The sequence below is a fragment of the Candidatus Anoxymicrobium japonicum genome, from assembly GCA_002843005.1.
In the GTDB taxonomy this organism is placed as follows: Bacteria; Actinomycetota; Geothermincolia; order Fen-727; family Anoxymicrobiaceae; genus Anoxymicrobium; species Anoxymicrobium japonicum.
Map to the genome: position 1 here is coordinate 1 of PHEX01000023.1, position 21,601 is coordinate 21,601.

The 21,601-nt window shown below is 60.1% G+C and carries 14 protein-coding genes; all 14 read right to left on the bottom strand.

Annotation, left to right across the window (positions count from 1 at the left end; genetic code table 11):
* The coding region (locus CVT63_03540) for a hypothetical protein (GenBank protein ID PKQ28280.1) at positions 1-3,431 on the bottom strand (3,431 nt) is incomplete at its 3' end.
* Positions 3,432-3,533: 102 nt separating this feature from the next.
* Positions 3,534-5,033, bottom strand: coding sequence for a hypothetical protein (locus tag CVT63_03545; GenBank protein ID PKQ28281.1), 1,500 nt, complete (start codon positions 5,031-5,033; stop codon positions 3,534-3,536).
* A gap of 56 nt (positions 5,034-5,089) precedes the next feature.
* A complete protein-coding gene (locus tag CVT63_03550) occupies positions 5,090-6,616 on the bottom strand; it encodes a hypothetical protein (protein ID PKQ28282.1) in 1,527 nt (508 codons plus the stop codon).
* A gap of 112 nt (positions 6,617-6,728) precedes the next feature.
* On the bottom strand, positions 6,729-7,460 hold the full coding sequence (locus CVT63_03555) for a UDP-phosphate galactose phosphotransferase (protein PKQ28283.1): 732 nt from the start codon (positions 7,458-7,460) through the stop codon (positions 6,729-6,731).
* 242 nt (positions 7,461-7,702) lie between these two features.
* Positions 7,703-8,638 (bottom strand): NAD-dependent epimerase, encoded by a 936-nt coding sequence (locus CVT63_03560; protein ID PKQ28284.1) that lies wholly within the window; start codon positions 8,636-8,638, stop codon positions 7,703-7,705.
* Between the two features lie 224 nt (positions 8,639-8,862).
* A complete protein-coding gene (locus CVT63_03565; GenBank protein PKQ28285.1) occupies positions 8,863-10,530 on the bottom strand; it encodes a hypothetical protein in 1,668 nt (555 codons plus the stop codon).
* Between the two features lie 126 nt (positions 10,531-10,656).
* Positions 10,657-13,611, bottom strand: coding sequence for a hypothetical protein (locus CVT63_03570; GenBank protein PKQ28286.1), 2,955 nt, complete (start codon positions 13,609-13,611; stop codon positions 10,657-10,659).
* A 122-nt stretch (positions 13,612-13,733) separates the two neighbouring features.
* The gene (locus tag CVT63_03575; GenBank protein PKQ28287.1) at positions 13,734-14,831 is read right to left on the bottom strand and encodes a hypothetical protein; all 1,098 of its coding nucleotides are present in this window, start codon (positions 14,829-14,831) and stop codon (positions 13,734-13,736) included.
* A 514-nt stretch (positions 14,832-15,345) separates the two neighbouring features.
* Positions 15,346-16,980, bottom strand: coding sequence for a hypothetical protein (locus tag CVT63_03580; GenBank protein PKQ28288.1), 1,635 nt, complete (start codon positions 16,978-16,980; stop codon positions 15,346-15,348).
* Positions 16,981-17,265: 285 nt separating this feature from the next.
* Entirely contained in the window at positions 17,266-18,264 is a 999-nt protein-coding gene (locus tag CVT63_03585; GenBank protein ID PKQ28289.1) for a gfo/Idh/MocA family oxidoreductase, read from the bottom strand.
* Between the two features lie 179 nt (positions 18,265-18,443).
* On the bottom strand, positions 18,444-19,469 hold the full coding sequence (locus CVT63_03590; GenBank protein PKQ28290.1) for a hypothetical protein: 1,026 nt from the start codon (positions 19,467-19,469) through the stop codon (positions 18,444-18,446).
* A gap of 109 nt (positions 19,470-19,578) precedes the next feature.
* Complete coding sequence (locus tag CVT63_03595) at positions 19,579-20,562, bottom strand: methyltransferase type 11 (GenBank protein PKQ28293.1); 984 nt, start codon at positions 20,560-20,562, stop codon at positions 19,579-19,581.
* A 56-nt stretch (positions 20,563-20,618) separates the two neighbouring features.
* A complete protein-coding gene (locus CVT63_03600; GenBank protein PKQ28291.1) occupies positions 20,619-21,203 on the bottom strand; it encodes an N-acetyltransferase in 585 nt (194 codons plus the stop codon).
* A partial coding sequence (locus tag CVT63_03605; protein PKQ28292.1) for a hypothetical protein occupies positions 21,200-21,601 on the bottom strand: 402 nt, incomplete at its 5' end. The genes CVT63_03600 and CVT63_03605, both read right to left, overlap by 4 nt.

Sequence of the window (21,601 nt, forward strand, 5' to 3'; positions counted from 1 at the left end):
GTGGGTGGGTGGGTCGCCGTGGGTGTCGCGGTAGCCATGGCCGTTGGGCTGGGCGTCCATGTCCGCGTCGCGGTGGCGGTCGGCGTGGATGCGGCCTTGTGTGCGATGTTCACGTTTGGCAGATGTTGGTTAGCCCTGACCTCCAGTACCACCGGGATCGTGTTGATCTGATAGCCAGGGGGTGGGATTTTCTCGATCAGCACGTACTGGCCGGGCGCGATGCCATCAAAAGCGAATATGCCGTCGGCGTTCGACGTTGCCGTGTAGGTCTCGGCTTGGTCCCGCTTCAAGACCAACACAGCGCTCGCCAATCCCGGCTCTCCGACATTCCACGATGAGTCACCATTCAGGTCGTCGAAGGCCACACCGTCCACTGTGCCGACGTCCGGTGTCGCAGTGGGGGTGGCGGTTGGCGTAAGTGTCGGGGAGGGCGTCCAGGTTTCCGTGGAGGTTGCGGTGGGCGATGGCGTCCGGGTGGCGGTCGCGGTGGGTAGCGGTGTGTTCGTAGGCGTGTTCGTGCGCGGCGGCGTGGCCGTTGCGGCGGCTGTGGCACTGGGCGTTGTCGTGGGTCCGTCGATGGCCGCGTGGAGAATGAGCTTGCCGAAATCGGCCGCACCGTTGACCGTGTTGCGGCCTTCCCAAACCATGTAGCTGTCTTGGGATCCGGAGCGGTCGCCGCCGTCGTCGTCGTCGATGAGCCCGACAGTGAACCCCATCGTTTTGCCTTCGACCAGGGCGCCCGATGCCAGTATTGTAGCTGGCACGGCCAACTCCACGTCATATCCCCCTGCGCGGCGCTTGGCCACAAGTTGCGCGTCGGGAACGCTTTGCCAGCCGAACTCCATGCGCGCGCCATCTGACGCTACGTTGAACTGGTGGTCATCCGTGCCGCCACTCACCTGATCATTGGCGCCGTCCAGGGCCAACTCAAGCCCGTCATCCCACCAGATATTAGCGCTATCTCGCACGATGACATCATCTTCCACGCGAGCGGCAAAGTAGAGCCAGTTGTCATCCCACATGCTGTAGACCCGCGCCGAGATGTCGGTCGCTGATGGGTTCACCTGGCCGGTGAGATAGTCAACGGTGCTGGCGTCTAGCAACGCGTGCTCGGACTGGACCCACTCTGCCAGGTTCCCGTCGATGGTGGGGGGATTGACCGCGCGCCGGCTCACCAACGATCGTGCTGGTGCACTCGGCGTGCGCGTCGGGGTCGGCCCGGAGGTGGGTGTTGACGTCGCCGTGACCTGGCGGGTCGGTGTTCGCGTGGGTGTGGGTGTGGCCTGAGACGGCTCGAAGTACTCGATCGTCAATCGGGGCCTGGCCTCGGGACTGGTTGTCGAAGTAGAACCGAAGTCGTAGGCGACCGAGCCACCGGAAGTTCCGCTCAGGAGCAGCCCATAGTTTGCACTGGGATTGTTGGCCCAAAGCTGGACGAGAGACGTGACGTTCAATGATATTGGACCCATGGCGGATGGCCGGAGTTCTACTGAGCTGACCGCCGCGGCGACCCGGTCAAGGTCGCCGGTTGCCCCGGGCGCGGTCCAGGGTGTGTGACTCGTCGCCATTTTCCAGGTGGTCGCGCTTTCATCCCAAGGACGTAGCAAGCGATGGGCAGCCAGGGTCAAGTTGTTGCTGGTGTTGCTGACATCCTGTTGGTACAGGTGCAGCGTCGCCGACACAACGGCCGCATTTCGAGGCAGCGCTGCCAGATCAAACGCCAGCAAGCCGTACATGACATCCCGCGAGCGCACCCATATCCCGGGCTCCGTGCCGAAGTTCGACATGGGCGACCAGGCGTCGATGTAGGTGTCTTTCAGACCCTGGTAGCCGTTCACCCCGGGTTCGAGGATGAGGGTGACCGGCACGCCAGGTTGGACCACGACATCGACGAAGTGGATGGTCTCATCGCCATCGTTGGCGCTCCAAATGCGAAAATCGTTGCCCCCAGGTTGTCGGTCGCCGAAGTGGGCATCGGCCACCGTGAACTGGGTTTGTTTCCAGGTCCGGGTGTTTTGCTTGTAGACCGTGCCCGCCAGCTTGTCCGGATCGTCGTAAGCATCGTAGTGCAGTTCCCAGCGGTCGTTGCCCTGGTCGTAGTAGGTGACCGTGATGGTCGCCTGGTGACGACTGCCGAAGGCATAGCGATTGTCTACGTTGAAGTACATGTTGGGGTGACCCGAACCCTGGTCGGTGCGCCGGGTATAACGCCCCTCGGCTGCGCTGCTCACGTTCCACAGGGGGACAGTCCGGCCGCCGGGCGCGCTGTCGTCCTGATAGAGCCAGAACTCGAAGTTGCCTCGGTCTGGAAAGTACGTGTATTGGGTTTCGCGCAGCGCGACCCACACACTGGGGGTGTTGACCAGCGAGCGCCCCGCATAGGTGTTGGCGAACCTTACCAGGTCCTGCCGGTCATCGGCGACGATGAGGGGGATATCCAGGGTAAAGTAGTCAGGGTGCTTGTCGAGGGCGTTGTAGATGCCCCACATGGAGGCGGTCCGGCCCTTGAGGCTCCAGGACAGGGTGTCGTAGCCCTCCCAGGCTGTCGCGACCTTGTCACCCCACTTGATGAGCGGATCGTATTGGCCCCCACCGAATGTGCTGGAGTTCGGGTCATCGTAGATCATTTCATCGCCGCCGTCGGGTTTGAGCGCGCTGTGTTTCAGACCAACGCCTTGGCTGGCTGCGTAATCGGTGAAGGCGATGCGTTCGCTGCGTTTCTCAAAGTAGGGGACCATCTGCAGCAGCAACTGTTTGTCGGGGAACGCGTCGCGATGGACATCGATGGACCACTTGACGAAGTTCAGCCACATGTCGCTGGTCAGGCCTGCTTGTTTCATGCAACTGTAGTAGCCGTCCTCGGCGGGAGTCGGCTCCCCATAGACGCCGACGCTGATCTGGACCCAGGCGATGCGCGGGTCGTTGTTGTAGCGGTGCCCCATGGCGTGAACGAAACTGGAGAACGCGGTCTTGTAGTCGGGGTCCCAATAGCGCGGGATTTTCGCGTCATCGCTGCAGGTCACTACGGTGGAGGGAGATTGCTGTTTCAGATAGGCCGGGATGCTGATGCCGCCGCAACATTGGCCGTCGTAGGCGTTGAATGCCAGCCCGACCTCTTTGCCGAGGGAAGCAAGGCTGTTGATCCAATTGTCAGGCCACGACCAATCGTAGGTGTTGGGGCCAACTTCGACTTTATCCCAGGTAACCAGGATGTGCCCGCCTGTAATGGGGTAAGTGTTGGGATCCAGGTTTTGCCAATCATAAAACACATACACACCGGCCGGGCCGCCGGCCGGGTGGTTGATGACGTCTGGTGCGACTTGTGTCTCGGACCTGGCCGGCGAGGCGAGCGTCGTGGACCACGCCAGGGTTGTCAGTGCGATCACGAGTATCAGCAAGATAACCATCTTGTATTTACGGAAATATGTCATTGTATCACCTGAGCCAGTGGGTGCCTGAGCATACGGGCCGAATATGGCGTTTTGGATCTCGCCTGGGACAATCTTACACTAAATTGAAGAAAATCGCCATAGTCAAGTCGGCCTATTGTGAGGATAACGAGCGGCGCCAGACGTCCGGTTGAGGCGCCGAGCCACCCATCGGCGCATGAACAGTCCCAGCAACGCCAGGGAGAATGGATCGGTCATGAATCTGAACCTGTTGTTTTCTCCCGTCTCCAAAAAGTTGCCGAGGAGTGCGACGAAGATCACGACGAAGCACAGGTACATGATCGTGATCCGTTGGGCTCGAGTGAGTGATTTATCCGTGAAGAACAAGCGCAATCCATAGCCGACTACCAAGGGCAGACCCACCAAAAGGAACAGGTAGAGGCAGTGCCCGCGGCTGTCAGTATAAATCGGCAGGTGCGGCACTCGGGCCAGGTCGAACGGTATTTTCCCGTAGAACAGATAATCGTACACGTCGTTGATGGCGGCCAGTTTAGCACGATTGGCCGCCAGGAATACGTAGTCGCTGCTCGATCTGAAGTAGGCATACCACGACCGCAGGCTTCCACTCACATATGTTGGCGGGTCGTGTTTCAGCACATAGAGGGCGTCTTTGAGATAATCGTCGGCGATGGACATGTAAGCCACATGGTTGAAATTCGAGTAACCTGTGGACTTCCGAACTTGTTGCAGCGCCGGGATATCTTCGTACTGCGTTGTGCCCAGCAGGTATGTCGCGGGGTATCGCGCTAGCTCAGAAAATCGGTCGTATTGTGATACCGCGGACAGTTTGCCTTCTGCAATGAGTTGTAGGCGTTGCACAAGTGGTAGATTTCTGGCAGTCATCGTCCAAACGTTCATTCCCATCCAGGTGCTGGTCGTGAACCTGCCGAACAGGACCTGGTTCTTGCCGTATAGGCTCATGAGCAGTATGAATGGGATCAGCGCGGCGACTGCGATTCTTCTGCGGTGGGCCGGGTTAAGGATGGCCAACGCGGCTGTGACGAAGATAAAAAACGAAAAATGGAAGAGACTCCGTATGCCCGCGATGAGGAACAGCACGGTGAAGAACAGCCATAACGCCCATCTGTGGTCGCGAGCCAACGCCTCATACAACAGCAGCGCCGATAGCGTGACGAGGGTGGCCAGCGGGAAGGTGTAGAAGAGCCAGTTTTCGTAGAGCACGAATGACGGGCTGGCCATGAACAGGGTGCTCAGGATCAGGGCGATGGTTTTCGACACGCCCAACTCGACCTGTAAAGAGAAGATCGACCAGTAGAAGACGAGCCCGCAGACCAGGTATATGGCCTGGAACAGCAGCATCTCCCGGTCCGGCGCAAGCTTCAGCACGATCCCGAGGAATAGGTTGAACAGCGGTGGTTGGCTGTGGAGGTAAAGAACGCTTTCCAGCAGGCGAGTTCGCAGCAGCGCCGGATCCAGATACTGCCAGAACCAGGGCAGTGAGCTGCCGTCGAAGCGGACACCCAGGGCGAAGTATAGCGCCTGGAAGAGCGCAAACACGGCAACGAGATAGAGCGCCAGTCGCCTGTATGTTGCATTCTCGATGTGATAACGGGTTTCCTGCATGTGATTTTCCGGTGCGAAGGCCCTGGACACGTCTGGTAGCTGGGGTCCATGTGTCGTCAACGCATCACTTTGTAAACGTACCACACTTCATGGGGGATGAATCGCTCCAGGTGCAGCAGGCGCAACACGCGATACAGGAGGAATTCCGTGACGTCCCCCGATTGTGCCGTAGAAATCTGCACCAGGCGATCTTGCACTTTGTCAATGGATAGGGCCCAACTCCCCCCCTCTGAAGTGGACAACTTCGGCGTCCAGACGATGTAGCGATCGCGCCCGGCGTGCTGTTGCAGCATTTCGGGTGTCACCTCAGACACGCCCAGTGTCTTGGGTGTGGCGGAGGTGTATCTTTGCGCGTAGGGCGCCACGCTATCGAGGGTATATACGATATCACCATCCTTTACTACGCTGTCGAGGCTAGAGAATACCTGCTCGCGTAACTGGTGCAGGCTGCGCGAACTCTCGATCACCTGAAAGCTGATCTCGAACATCCCATAGGCCAGCAGAGCCAGGGTCGCGACATAGAGTATCTGCCAGGTACGCCGCCGCGCCAACCGGCCGATCTCGGAAACACCGATGGGCAGCCAGATGAAACAGGGGATAATGGCCGGGATAGCGTAGCGGTTGGAGAAGTAGGCATAAAACGGCAGGAGCAACGTGAACGACGTCAGGAACAGGACGAGATAGGTCGCCATGGGCGAACCGATTCTGCGAAACGACTTGACCATGCCCAGGGTCGCGATGGGTGTCAGCAACACAAACAGCCCGCGAAAGTCCAGGAACATGTAACGGAGGTAACCGGGCAACTGGAATTCGTGCCCGGAACCCAGGTCCTTGAAAAAGAACTGGAGCCCGAAGATGGGATGCACTGACGTGTAGCTCACCGCGATCGGGTTGTCCATGTACTGGATGTTGTAGATAAGTTGGGGTATGTAAGGGATCAGCGCGACCAGAACGCCGCTGATGTGCCATTTGTAGTATTTGCGCGTCACCCACATGAAGTAGGCGAAGGCGAAGATGAAGAACCCGCTGGCATAGCGCATGCTGACGGCCAGCGATGCCGTCAGATACCCCAACACCAGGTCCAACGGCTTGTGGTGTTTCACAAACCGGAAATGGAAGTACACCATCAGCACGATGAACATGACGGTGGGGATGTCCGAGAACACCTGTGTCGCATAGCGCAAGAACGGGTAGGAAAGCACGAACAGCAGGCTTACGTACGCGGAGACGGTCGGCGAACTGTGTTCCAGATTGATCTTGTAGAGCAGAAAGGCGGAAATCAACAGCGATATGCCTGAAAATAGCAGTCCGAAAGATACGGCATCGAGCTGGAGGTACAGGGGAATCGCCAAGACGTAGCTGAAGAGGATATTTCGGTGTTGGAATCCCGAGTTCCCGGTTTGATGGAGGTATTCGGCGGTTTTTAGCCACTCGTAGGGGTCCACTTGTAGGGTCCTATCTGCCAGCGCGAACAGCAAGATCGTGGCCAGCGCCAGCACGACCAGGATCAAGGCATGGCGCGTAAGCACCCTGGCCGGGCTTTGGATGGGCTTTGCTTTTGAGGAGGTTACGATGTTCGCCATAGGTGATTGTGTTTCCGGATGCCGACCGAAAGCTGACACGGCATTACCCCGCTACCGGTTCTTGTCGCACCGGAGGCCTGGCCGTGTTCAGCTTTTGTTTGCAAGTATCAGATTACCCCGCGTCCTCGGCGCTCAGCACCACCGTCACCGTGTTCAGCAGGATCTGCAAATCCCAGAGCGACGATCGCTTGCGGATGTATTCCAAGTCCAGATCGACGATTTCGTCAAAGCTGAGTCGGCTGCGGCCGTTGATTTGCGCCCAGCCCGTGAGCCCGGGCAATACAGCCAGACGCTTCCAGTGGCGCTCGTTATACAGCGCCACCTCATAGTCAATCGAAGGGCGAGGTCCCACCAGGCTCATATCGCCTTTGATCACGTTGATCAACTGAGGAAGCTCGTCCAGACTGGTGCGACGCAGCCACTGGCCAACCCTGGTCACCGTGTAGCCGTTGGACACCGGTTTGTAGATAGTGTGGCCATTGGTGTCCTGCTGATCTGTGCTGGCGTTGCCCTTGATGTAGGCCTCCGCGAATTGGCGATGCTCTTCGGTATGGTTGTGGCCGTTGGTCATGGACCGGAACTTGTAGAAATCAAAGACCCGGCCACCTAATCCGCTGCGACGTTGGATGTAAATCACGGGGCCCGGCGAATCCAGCTTGATCGCGATCGCAATCATCAGGATGAACGGTGCAAGTAGGATCAGAAGGCTGATGGAGATCAAGATATCGAGCCACTGTTTGACCAGCGGGTAGAGTGCCTGTGAGACTTGATGGCGTAAGTTCCACCCGGTTGTCGTCTCGAGTCTGATCTGCCATGGGGCGAGATGGGTGTGTTCGTTGAGCATGTTATGATCGCTTTTGCCGGTCGTCGGAGTACACCATAACTTGTACCCTGACGCACCTTTTCTATGATGACGAGCTTATGCCTGCCGCGTTGAGTCATTCAAAATCTACCATACGACAGTGACAAAAACCTGTAATCCAGGGGTGGTCAAGATGAAAGATTTGTTATGGAGCGGGGCGTTCCCTGCTGCCAGTACAGACCCTGCGCTCGTTCCTGCTTGCACATCAAGGATCATCTTGCCACTCACGGCACGCGATGTAACCATTGCAGATCGCGAACCCAGTTCCAGGTATCCAGTATGCCCTCCTCCAGCGGTATCTGAGGTTGCCACCTGAGTGCACGTTGGGCGCGTTTGCTATCAAGCACCAGTCGAGGCACGTCGAACGGCCTGGCCGGCAAGCGCACGATGCGTGGTGGGCGCCCGATCACCCTCTCGATCACCTCCAGCAATTGATTCAGCGACGTGCCTTGCCCACTGGCGATGTTGAAGATGGGGCCGGTTGTCTCAGTCGTCGCGGCCGCCAGGCAGGCTCTCACGAGGTCCGTCACGTGCAGGTAGTCCCTGATGATCTCACCATCCCCCCACACGGAGATCGGCAGTTCCTGAGCAATGCGGCCGAGAAACACGCCAACGACCCCCTGATGCCCCACCGGGTTCTGTCTCGGGCCGTATGGGTTGGATGGCCTGAGGATCGTGTAAGACAGGTCGTGCAGGTGTTTGTACAGTTGCAGGTATTTCTCGATGGTCAGTTTGACGATCCCGTACGAACAGATCGGGTGGGTGGGAGCGGCTTCAGTCACCGGCAAGGCGTTAGGAGTGCCGTAAACCGTCCCGCCGGATGATAGGAAGATGACCTTTTTGACGTGCCTGGCGACGCACACATCCAGCAGCCGCACGGTGTCGACCAGATTGCTCTGGATGTCGAAGATCGGTGCGTCGTTGGACGACTCGGGTATGGTCGTGCTGGCCAGATGGAAGAGCACATCGCCGCCGTCCAGCACCGTGCCGAGCAACCCCGCGTTTCCCAGTTCTCCTTGAACGTACTCAACGCCCGGCATGGGCGGTCGGTAACGCTCTGGCGCACGATCATACACCGTGATCTGCCAGCGGTCGGCCAGAAGGGCATCCACCAGGTGGCTGCCGATGAAGCCATTCCCGCCTATGACGACTGCTCTCATGTGAGGTGGTCCTCAGCGCAGAATGGGGGGCACGTAATGCGGGACACGTAATGCGGGACACGTGAGGGTGGCTTGCGATTCGACCCAGACGGCGCTGGCGTCCCCAGCACACGTCGCCACGATCGTAGCCATTACGGCCGCCACCCTGGGCATCTTGAGTGCCCGCCAGGGCGTATCAAAGGGCGCCTGGTGCCGGAATGGCTTTGGGCATGTCAAGTGACCCATTAGTATAACGTCGTTGCCGCGGGCACCCAATAGGCCACGGTCAACTGTGGTCGCAGCGTCCGATCGGTGTGCTCCCGGCTGGCAAAGCCGGCCTCCACATTGGAATCGCTGTCTCCTGCCTTGGCAAGTAGGATGAGGCCGAAGTTTTGGCTTGGCTGGCTAACCCAGATGCGCACCAGGTCTGTGACATCGAATGTGTACCATCGATCTGCCGCTTCAATTTGCTGAATATCAGTGCTCCACGGCGTGTAATCGCCTCCGGGGTCGCGGGCACCTTCCATCGCCCAGGGTACGCCGTGGGCCGCTTGCAACCAGGTGGCCGTATACTCATCCCAGTCGTGCAGCAAGCCGTGAACTTGGCCTCGCAGGTCGTGTTTGGGCGCGGCCACCAGATATAGTTTCAGTTTGGCCTCGACGATGGTGGCCTCGGTGGGTAGGAGCGCCAGGTTGAAGCGCAACAAGGGCGCCATATCGGTGCCTTCCGGGCTCCGGACGTAGCGCAATCGTAGGCGGTCCGAGTCTCCGAAGTTGCGCCCGGTCTCCCAGACGCTGATCATGGTGTCTGCCGTACCCGTGTAGCCGTCCAGGTCTTGCTGGAAGGTGAGAGTAACCGGCTCCGCCGTCGCGAGCGGGTAGCTACGGTACGCCAGCGGCAAGTAACTGAAGTCCACCGGGCGGGTCGGCGTGACGGATGGCGTTGGGCCAGGCGTGAAGGTGGCCGTTGCCGTAGGTGTAGCCGACGGAGTGGGCGTTGGCGTTATCGTGGCCTGTGTCGCATAGGGGCACTCTAGACGCAGCGTAAACGTTCCCGAGGCGCCCTGGTAGCCGTCTACCGCCAGGAAGAAGATTCCGGGCTGGACGTTGAAAGAGATGTAGTTGTCCCCGGCCACCAAGCAGGTTTCCGGGTAGGCGGAAGGGAGCAGGAAGAGATCCAGGTCTGCGGTGGCGTTCAGCAGTACAGCGGTCAGGAGTTGGCCGCGCCCCAACTCGATGCGATATACAAGCTCCGGACCGCTCTCATTCCACTCCGGCCGGCAGGCATAACGTCTGACGTCGTTGTGCCCGGCTGCGGTGTCAGCCAGAACCACGCCACCACAACTGGCAAACGGGGCATGATCGATGTCCAGCGTAGGAATGGGAGTAGCGGTGGGAGTCGGTGTGGGTACGAAACGGGCCCCGAAATTCAGTTGTAATACGGCCCCCGCGGTCACGAAAACGTTGTAGGATGCGTCGGTGGTGAGTTGATAGCCGGTCGGTGGGGTGGCCACAAGCGTGTAGACGCCCTGCCCGAGGCTCGCGAAACGATATTCGCCGTCCGGGCCTGTGGTGGCCGTGAATAGGACTTGCCCACCCTGGCTCAGGGTGAGTTGCATGCCTGCCAGCAACGTTTCCCCAGGATCATGAAAGCTGTTGGCGTTACTGTCCTGCCAGGCGTATCCGGCGATGGCGCCCGTGTTGGGGGCCAGGGTGGGGGTCGCTGTGAATAATTGGACAGCCAGTGATGCCTTATCTGTGGTCGCCACTGGCTCCCAGCCCAGCCAAATCACTGCTATCAGGGTAAACAGCACCGCGAGCGCCAGACGCACATACCTTCTGGCCGATGCATTGTTCATCTCTTCGAGGTTTGCCCCACGCGAATCCGCGTCGGTGATGTGGCTCGCTGGCATAGGCGTTCTTCTCCAGGATGTCCATGATGCCGGTTGCACGCACAACCGGCATTATGGACTTGCATGGTATAGGTGACCACCCGGACACCCGCGCGGTTCAGCGTGGGCGTCCGGGTGGTCAGGAGGCTATGGGGCCGACCGCAGGAGCAACGGTACGTACATAACCTTGGGCTGCGGCGTGGATGTATAGGTTGCGGTGGCCGTCGGGGTTGCCGTGGCCGTCGGGGTTGCCGTGGGCGTGTTGGTCGCGGTCGGCGTGTAGGTTGCGGTGGCCGTCGGTGTTGCCGTGGGCGCCAGTTGATGGCCGAAGTCCCATATGAACGTCTGGTTGGCGCCTACAGCGATCACGACACTGTTCGGGCTGGCTAGATAACCGGGGGGCGGTGTCTTCTCCGACAAGAGATACTGGCCGGGTGTAACCCCATCGAAACGATAGAAGCCATCGGCGCCCGAGGTGGCCGTGAGCTCCGTCGTGCCCTGCTTGAGGGCGATGACTGCGCCCGCCACCCCGACTTCGCCGGTCTCTTTCACGCTGTTGCCGTTTGCGTCATGGAAGGCATAGCCCTCCACCCTGCCAGTGCTGGGAGTGGCGGTTGGCGTGATCGTCGGTGTGTTCGTCGCCGTGGCAGTCGGTGTCGGCGTCGGCGTCGGGGTCCAGCCACTCAGCTTGGCGACATCGACCATGTGGATCCATTCGTTCCCATCGTCGGCGCCGTTGGTGGCCCGAGAGTCGATGACAAAGTCAGCCCGCCCGCTCGCCAGCCCGTTACCGAACCGGCCGTCCGTGATATGGAACACCGTGGTCTTCAACTGCTTGGTCCCGGTTTTGGTCACGGTACCCGCGGTCTTTTCGCCGGAAGAGCTGTCGTATTTCAGGGACCAGGTATCCGTGTCGATGTCAAAGTACTTGACGGTGATATCTACGGCGTAATACAGGCTGCCATCGATGTACTGCTCGTCGATGTCGAACCATATGTACGGGTTCCCCGTGGCCTGATCGGTGCGGCGGACCACCCAGGCTTCCTTGCCGGCGCCATCCCAGGGGTAGGGCACGTAGAAGTTCGTATCAAGTTGCCCGTTCAGCTTGGGCAGCTTGGCGTTATAGGGCTCCAGGTTGCAAGGGTAGTTCGGGTAGTTCGGCAGGAAGATGTCGGCGTAGCGGTTTGTCGTCGGGCAGTTGCCCAGGCCGGCCGACGTGTAACTCTGGCCATTGACGGGATTAAAGGCGTAGCGGCTGTCGGCCCCTTTGTCGTTGGTCTCCGGCACGGTCTTGCCGCCGGGGATGCTGTCATCCTGATAAAGCCAGAAGTTGAAGTTGCCCAATTGCGGCCAGCTCGGCCAAGACCCAGGGTAAGTGTAGGATGGGGCGTTGCTGGCGTAACAGTAGGGGGTCGGGTTGCGGTGTTCTCGCATCACCGTCCATACGCTGGGGGTGTTGAGCGCGGTCTTGCCCCAGTAGTGCTTGGCCCATTCGAACGCGGGTTTGTTGGCGGGTCCCATCGAACCGGTCAAGATATCGGCGTCGAAACGCAGGTAATCGCCGTGCTTGTCCAACGCGTTGAAGAGCGCCCAGTAGGTGAAGACCGGCGAGCAGACGTAGTTCGCGTAGGTTTCCCAGGCAATCGGCACGAAGTTGTAGCGCTGGTTCACGATCATCGGGTCATAGCCGCCCGAGCCGTCATTGGTGATCGCACCGTCCAACTCGGGCATCAGGTTGTTGGTCGAGAGCCCTACACCCCGCGTAACCGCGTGATCGGTGAACTGCTTGCGCTCGCTGATGTACTGGAAGAACGGCGCAAATTGTAGCAAGAGGTTCTTCTTCCGCAACGTGCCCTGGGAGAACGCCGCGGCATACATGTCAGTGATCTCATTGACGGTGTTCACCCAGAGGCTCGAGGTCAGGCCAGCGTTCAATATGTATTGCTGGTAGATGCCGCCGCGACGGTAGATGTCGACCGGCTGGGTCTCACCGTGCAGGCCCGTGCCGATGGAGATGAAATCGATCTTCTGATTTGACCGCGTCGTCTCGCCCAATGCCGTGACGAACTTGCGGTAGAGATTCTTGTACGGCTCCGCCCAATACTTGGGCACGACGTGGCGCACGCGCAACTGGACGTTGTCCACGTAGAACGTCGTGGGTGAGCTGGCATCCGTCGTGGTGCGGAACCGGAACCGCCGCCACCCTTTGACCCAGGTACTGAGGTCGATGGGGCCGGTATCCACCCAGGTGCTCACGACGCCGCTGGTGTTGGTGATGTCGGCGAGCTGCTGGAGCACATTACCGGCGCCGTCCACTAACTCCAGGTAGAGGTGATCCGCGTTGGACGTGACATCCGTGGTCTGAACGTAAACCTGGAACTGCAACTCCGCCTTGCGACCGCCGGGCCAATCGGACCCGGTCGGCATGGCTGGAAGGCGCATGTTGGCATGGGTGATGCTGTCCGCGGCGTTGTCGGTGCCCCCCAGCCTGGCCGCCCAACTGCCGCCCGGCACCGCGTTGGTGATCTGCGCGTTCCCAGCCAGCGTCCATTGGGTCGTGTGTGATTTATACTCATCCTCGAAGTTGCCGTTTTCGCCGCCCGCGTAGTAGTTGATGTACTCCCCGTCGGGAAACACGATCATGGCGCCGGGGGTCTCGATCACGAAGTCGGGACAGGCGCGGATGTCGCCGTTGTACTCGCCATCGTAGGGGCTGATGAAGATGCCCGTGCTCAGCCCGATGTTGTAGCGTTGGTTGACCCAGCTTTCAAGCGCCGGCCACAAGTAGTGGTCTTCGGCGTCGTTCAGATCGCTCCAACTGAAGAAGCGGATCGCACCTTTGACGGGATAGATGTTGGGATCCAGGGTGGTGTCGCCATAGTCCAGATAGTAGGCGCCCGGGTTTTGGCCGGCGGTCAGCTTGTCCGGCGCGGCGTCTGGAGAAACCGGCGCGGCTGGGGCCGGTGGCGCTGCCAGCGCCACTGCGGCCGGGACCGCTTGAGGAAAGCTGGGCGCCGGCGCTGGCGCCGCCCCCACGCCGGATACGACGGCCAGCGTGATGATCAACGCGACGCTAGCCCACAATGGTGTCTGTTTGTTCATGGTTTTCTTATCTCCTCGATATGGGTGGTGTGGGATCTTACCCGGCGAACGGTGCACGTCGCCTCGAACGCCTGGATCACGCGCTCGGATGCCATACACGATCGGGGTTCCCAGCAACCTGGTTACCGGCCGGTAGCCAGGAATTGCAGGTATTCCTTGACATCTTTCTTGATGGCGATCTCGGTGCCGCAGCCGCTATTGCAGACCGGGCAGATCTTGTTCCGCATCTTCCCCGAGCGGTAACTGAGGTTCTCGGGAGCATAGTAGATCTCGCTGACCGAGCGCCCGTCTTGGAGGACATTGCCAATCTTGGGTGTGGAGAGACAGTAGTAGACGTCGCCGTAGCAGTCCAGCGCTAACCCCTCCAGATTGTAGGGGCAGGGGGTCACGCGCGGCGCGCCGTCCCGATACATCCGCACCATGTCATTCCAGTAGAAGGCGGCCAGGTTGCCCAAGGAACGCTCGCTCGCCAACTGTTCCATGAACGCGATCAGGTCAGCCTTATCTTCAGGCCGGAAGTCAACGTCATCTTGGCGGTCAACGTTGCCGACATAGCTTTCATGGAATGCGACGATCTGAAAGCCGACGTCGAGATTGCGAGCCCGGCCCCATTCTCGGAATTCCAGGGCGTGCCGGAGGTTTTGGTGCATCACGACATAACCGACACCGAGCCAGAAATCGTGCTGCTTTTGGAGCGTCTGCAACCCAGTCAAGGTTTCCATCACGTTGTCGAAGCCGCCCGGGATGCCCCGGACCTGGTCGTGGAGGGCGCCGACCCCGTCCACCGAGACCGACATGCTCAATTTGATGCCTTTGGGTTCGAGCAGTCTCAAGATCGCTTCGGTCTGCGTCAGGATGCGTTTGGGCAAGAAGCCGTTGCTCACCATAGAGAGGGTGTGCACTGTGGGAAGACGGTCTACCAGGTAGTCGACAAGTGCCACCAGGTCGGCGCGCAATGATGCTTCTCCGCCGGCGACGGTGAGATCTTCGATACTGTCGAAGATGGGGTCCGGGTCGATGATCGCGGCGAACCCATCCACGCTCATCTCATGTTTGTGGGGTATCTGCCAGATGTTGCACATGGCACAACGCGCGTTACAGCGGTAGTTCGAGATCAGTTGCAGTAGCTTGGGTGGCAGTACGCCAAAGTGAGATCGAATATTGTAATCAAATGCGCCGTTGATCAACCTGCCCCAGTCAGCAGAGGCGAGTTTGTGCAACGTCGATTTTCCGTTACTGTTCAATTTGTCTCCCCTGAGCGCGTCTCAGCGCGTCTCGACCACCGTACGGTATACCACAAGCCATAGGCTAGTTTAGCGGACCAAGGTGAACGAGAGATGAACAGGGCCTGTTGGCAATGTGACCATTTTGCAAGAGTCGGACTGGCCGTTTTCCCACGCAAAAGGGAGGGCTCACGCCCTCCCCGCGGGAACACGGCACACATTGTATCATAGAACCCGCATCGTTCCAAACGATTTGGCCCCTTGAACACTCGAAACCTGGCCCGTGAAGCGACGGAATCGGACAGCAAAGACGTCACGACCACAAAGAAAACCAGGAAGATCCAATCAGGCGTCCGGCCAATGTCATTAAGATAAGGGAACTAGCCCAGACCTGACAGGTTTTCGAGGTCACTTTTCAGCATACATCCACCTCTGATGAGACCGAATCCGACTTGAAACGCTACTTCGGGAAACCTGTCAGGTCTTAACTTAATGACATTGGGCGTCCGGCTCATTGCCGAGCAGCGGTGTATGAGTAGATCTCCTGCCAGATGTCGGTCTCCTCGGGTTTGAGATCAGGTCTCAGTTTGTCGAACAATGCGCGGGCGAAGTCATTTTCTTGGCCCGCCAGGGCGGCAGCGTTTCGGGGCGGCGCAGCCACGGTTGAGGAGATGAAGATCCGTTTGGGCTTGTAGACGGTGAGAGCTCGCTGGAATCGGTGCTCCAGATCCCTGCCCGCGTCCACCGTCGAGAGGACCCTGGCATGCGCGTAGAAGGCGATGTAGCCGTCTGAGATGTAGCCGGCGCCGGAGACGACCAGGTCGCCGGGCCGGGCGTTGTCGATGAACCACGAGTTGACCTGGTACCAATAGTCGTGTGCCCGGTCCAGTTGCGGTAGAACGCTGCCCCACAGGTTGACGGCCAACAGGCAAGCCAACGCAAGACCCAGATAGACGGGCATCCGCCTTTCGCGCACGACCGGGACCGTCAGGACAGCAATCGACAGCGTCAAGGCCGGCGCCAGTGCAATCCATACTTCGATGCTCTCGGGCAGGTACCAGACGTTGAACAGGGCATACAGCGTCAGGTATGCCGCGAGCAACACCAGCAAAAAATGCCGGCTTGTGGCGTGATCCCGGTCGAAGCGGATCATCCGCGGTGTGCCGCGGCGGATCAGATGCACGATGATGAGCCCGGCCGCGACGAAGAAGACGAGGGAAAGCGCCGTGAGCGTAACCGTCTTGACCGGCGGGAAATCCTTGACCAGGAACACTTCTTCGGCCAGTTGGTAGTTGGGGACCAGCCTTTGGATGAGGGCCGTTACGCCGGGCAGCGCAAAGAAAGAGTGTCCGCCGACGAACGCCCGGGTAAAGCCGATGATCGCTTTGAACGAACCCAGGCTGAGCCCATAACCGTAGCCCCCTGCCTGGCTGCCTGAAGAGAGCCAGGCCCCTATTTCACCGAGGGACGTGCGGTGGTAGACCCCGGACGCCACCGCCAGGTAAGTCCCCAGCGTGAGTCCGCCACCGACGATGCCATACAGTGCGAAGCGGCTCAGGAAGCGGCCCCAGGTGATCTGACGCCGGCCGACGAAGAAGATCAGCGCGTAGCCGATGAACACTACGCCGACGAGCAACAGGTGTTGTTGGTGGAGCAAGATCGCCAACGCGTTGAACACGCCCAGCAGCACGTGGCGCCGCGGTGGGGCGAAGTCTTGCTGGATCAGCAACAGCCGATGGACGCTGAGCAGGATGAAGATGATCGGCAGAATGTAGGTTTCACACTCGACGCTGTACCACCAAAAGCCGTATGAGAAGGCGGTCGCTAGCATGGCAAAATATCGCAACCCGCGCGGCAAACCGGCGCGTACGCCAAGGCTGTAGATCAACAGCAGGACAATCAGGCCGCCGCTGATGTTCAGTACCTTGACCGGGAGTTCCGCGGTATCCCCGTAGCCGAGCAGTTGCCACCCGCGATAGAAAAGGTGGTTGACGGCGTTGTAAATCAGGTGGTTGGGGTGGAACTGCTCTTCCAGCGTGCCATAGGTGATCGCGCGCAGGTACCACAGGCTGTCCTCTGCCTCTGTGTGGTTGATGGAGAGCGTAGACGCATACAGCCCCGCTACCAGCAGCAGGGGCAGCAGCACGACGTATCCTTCTCGGCGCCATAAGGATGCGGATGGCGCGTCGCTGACTGACTGTCTCATGCCATCTTTCTCACGCGAACCTTCCCGAGTATATCATCTCAACAATCCAGGGAAGGGGCGATGCCTTGCGGGCGCCCGCTTGGGCAGAGAGACGGTATCTGCTCAATAATCCGGGGGAGGGGGCTAGCGCTAGCCGCCTCTGTGCCCGCCCAGGGCGACCACGGAGGGATCGCCCCTACATATTGAGAAGATGCGGCAGACGCAAGGCATCACCCCTACCTTCTGTCAATGGCCGTTGACCGGCAAGATTTGGTGATTGAGGCCGGAGGTCACCAGTTTGTCGGCGAGATAGACCGCACGCATGCCTTCTTCGCCAGTGACCAGTGACTCCCGCCCGTCGGTGACGGCCGAGACGAAGTCCGTGAGTTCTTCGACCAGCGGTTCGCGGCGGCGCAATTCGTACTTTGTGATCCGACCTTCACTGACCCCCATCAGCGCGACCATGCCTTCCCAGCCGTTGGCGTAGTTGTTTTCGTAGAAATACAGTTCCTGGGTCAGGTAGTTGACGTGGAACATGCCACGCTCACCCAGGATGGAGAGTTCACGGATTTTGGTGGGCGTCAGCCAATTGATGTCCAGGACGCCGACCGCACCGTTTTCGAACTTCAGCAACCCCGACAGCAGATCCTCATGGCTGGCGTTGATCTCCTGCTCCGTTTCCGCATAGAGGTTTCTGATGGGTGAGCCGATCAGGTATTCCATGATATCCAGCTCATGCGTGGCCAGATCGAACACGACGCCGACGTCCATGATCCGGCTGGGGAACGGGCCGACGCGCCGCGATCGGATTTGGAAGACCCGCCCCAATTGGTTGTTTTCCAGGCGTCGTCTGAGCTCCAGGATGGCGGGATTGAAACGCTCGATGTGCCCCACGCCCAGGCGCACGCCGGCTTGCCGGGCCGCGTCGATGATGGCCTGGCACTCGTCCAGGGTTATCGCCAGCGGTTTTTCGATGAAGATGTGCACGCCATGCGCGATCACATCCAGCGCGACCGCGGCGTGTAAGCGTGTGGGCACGGAGACCGAGACGATATCCAACTTCTCCTTGGCGAGCATCTCGTGATAGTCGGTATAAGCATTTGCCTTATATGTGCGAGCGATTTGCTGCACGGTTTCCGTGTCGACGTCGGCCAATGCGACCAGATTGACCTCCGGCATTTGTGCGAAAACACGGGCATGATTTCGCCCCATGGCGCCAACGCCAATAACACCCACATGCATCATTCTTCTCTACTCCTCACGACCTCTCACCCCCACTCGATTGAGTGAAGAGCGAGTGCATTTTAGATTCGGTCCGGCGACATCGACGTGTCGGCCGGACCAGCCGCTGCCGGCCTACGCTCGAGGGGCGTTCCGCCGGTCTTTCGTCAGGGATCGCGGCGCCAGGATGCCAAGGCGCGCTGTCACCGGAATAAAGCGAGCAATGCCGCCAGCTTTGCCGCCTGAATATTATAGCTTACAGCTTCGCGATGCAAATTCCAGGGGCCGGTTCGGACGGGCCTGGCCAGACCGCCTTGCACGACGAACGCGTGGGACACTCCGTGCGATTGCAAAACCAGGGTGGTCGCGGCGGTAGCATCCTCTGCGCGGCCATACGGGTAGCAGAAAATGCGCCGCGTTGGCGGGAGTTGCTGGTCCAAAATCCTATACGCCTGCGCGACATCGGCCTCGAACTGCGCGATGCCGTCGGCCGCGACGGTCGAGTGGTACAGGGTATGATTGCCCACGTACATGCCCGCCGCAGTCAGCGCGCGCAGTTCCTCCCAGGTCGCCAGTCGGTAGTCGCAGCGCACGTCGGCCGCGACGCCGAGGCCGTGTCGAACAGCGCTTAGAAACCGGGCGCGTGCGCGGCTTGGCTGTCGCAGCAGCGGCAGCAGCGCGGCGTAGGCTTGGCCGCGCGATGCCTGGTCCGATATCTCGATCAAGAGCGGCGGGCACGTCGGCTCTCCTGGGCCCGCGTCCAGAATGATCGCGTGGCGGCCGGCCGGCGCGTGTTGGCAGAGGGTTGCCAGGTCGAGCGAGGGTACGGAATCACCGCGCTCGATGAGGCCGGGGCACACGAAAAAGCCCGCCTTCAGCCCTCGCTTCACGAACTCCGGCGCGGCCAGGCTCACCTGGTCGACTGTGCCGTCGTCGAACGTCAGCATCGTCGCTTTGGGCGGCAAGGTGCCCGCGGCCAAGCGCGCCAGGAAGTCCAGCGGTTCCAGCGGGCAGAGTTCCGCCCTGACGAAATCGAGGACCTCTCCCAGTTCCGCGACCGACAGGAACAGATAGTCTTCGGCGCCTGGCAGGACCGGTCGCCCCACGTGGTGAAACATGAGTACCAATCCCTGATCGCCGCCGATCTTCCGGGGGATCAGTTTCGCAGCCAGGGGCCAAAGCAGCCACCCCAAAGATGTTCGTGCCAGGAGACGCGCATTTGGTAACATGTCAGATGATACACTACTCTAAAGATCGCTCTTCTGTCAAGCCTGATGTGTAGACACTGTGACCGTCCCCTGGCTCGGTCGGAGACCGGCCAGAGCATCCGGCCCGGTTCTAGGAAAACGCGCCCCGGTAACCCTGGATCAGCTCGCGATCGGTCAGTATCCGCGTGCTCTTGCGACCGAGAAAATAACACCCTGCGGCCGCGTCCAGTGCGCCGGGCTTGTCGATCAGATAGCCGTCGAAGAACTTGAGATAGAAGGCCGTCAATCCGGCGAAGGCCTGCAGCGCCTTGCGCGCGAGCTTCGACTTGACGAAACTCCACAGGAAGTACTGGTACGCCCACGCCAAAGCCATGCCGGGCCCGCCGATGGCCCCACTGTCGATCTCCTCGAAGTTTCGGAACAGCCGTCGGTGCCCCAAATGCGTGAAGCGGGTGAAATCATAACGGCCGCCATGCACTTGCTGCATGAACGGCGTCTCGGCGTAAACGAGCCCTTGCCCACCGAGCACCCGATAGAACTCCGCCGCACAACGATAGGGATCGACCACGTATTCCAGGACGGCCTGCGCGATAACACAATCGAACGCGCCGTCGTCGAAAGGCAGGTCGTGCGCGTCGCAAATCAGCGCTGTCTGGGGGGCGAATGACACGTCTGTGTTGACGATCTCGATGGCCGACTGGGCCGCCAGGGATTCGATCCCTTCGCCGGTCATCCCGCAGCCGACCACCAACACCCTGGGCGCATCGACTTGTTTGAGCAGTAGCTCGGCGAGGCGCGCGTAGTTCTGCCGGCCCCTCACGTTCCGGCTGATGCCAGGGATCAGGTGCTCGACCGTTTTCTTGAGACGGCTTTCGTGCAGATCGAAAAAGGTGTCCCGTTGCTGGACGAAATCGTCGATCGCGAACAGGCTGTTGCGCTCGTTGATCAAGACTGGCACGCCGTTGACGATGGGAAACTCGATCGCGCAACGCTCCCCGGTGCATCGTAGCCTATCTTCGGTGAGCATCAGTTTGTTCTGGCAGGCGGGGCAACGTAACGCAGCCCGCACCGGTTCCGATAGTCTGAGTGGCGTTTGCGCCAGGTTATCAGTCATCATGTGCGGGCCTCGTGTGCTTGGGCTGTTCGTCGGAAAATGGGATCACCGTCGCTTCACGCCTCTGGCGGATTGGCGTACTGGGCGCCGCAGCACTCGCAAATCAGGCCCGCGGTGGGGGCATCCCCCTCGGCCCTGAGCCGCCGTCCGCAAACGCACGCGTAGCCGATCAGGTGGGCCGGGTTGCCCACGACAAGCCCGTGGGGCGGCACGTCCCGGTTGACGACAGAGCCGGCCCCCACCATCGCAAACCGGCCGACCGTCACGCCGGGCAGGATCACAGTGCGTGCGCCGATCGATGCGCCGTAGCACAGCCGCACCGGGCTGACCTCCCAGTCGTCGTCCCCCTTCAGGGTGCCGTCGGGATTGATCGCCCGGGGGTAGAGGTCGTTCGTGATCACAACGTGCGGGCCCACGAAGACGCCGTCCTCCAGCACGGCGCCGTGGTAGACCGAGCAGTTGTTTTGGATCTTGACCCGATCCCCGATGGGCACGTCGAAATCGATGTAGACGTTCTTGCCGATGATGCACTGTTCGCCCAGGCGCACGCCTTCCCGGACCTGTGCCTGGTGCCAGATGGAGGTGCCCTCGCCGATCTCGGCCTCTGGCGAGACTTCGGCGGTCGGATGAATGCGGATCATACGTGTCGCTCCTGTGCACTATTTTTTACCGGCCCATTGACCAGACGGTCGATCAAGGCCCTGTAGACTTGCTTCTCGTGGCTCCAGTTGTGGGCTTCGAGGAAGCGCCGGGATCGGGCAACGAGAGCCCGGCCTTTTTCCCGATTTCGGTGGAGCGCCAGAACCTGCCGGGCCAGATCCTCGGCGTTGCCCGATTCAAAAAAGGCCACCATGTCCGCGTCGAAGTATTCACCAATGGTGCTCGTGCGGGCCACGACCGCCGGGATCCCCAGGTAGGCGTATTCTATCAGCTTCGTTGGCAGGATGGTGTCGGTGAAGACGTCCCGGCGCACCGGCACGACGCCGATGTCGGCCGTGCGGATCAGGCCGGGGATCGCTTCGATCGGGACGTGGCCGTG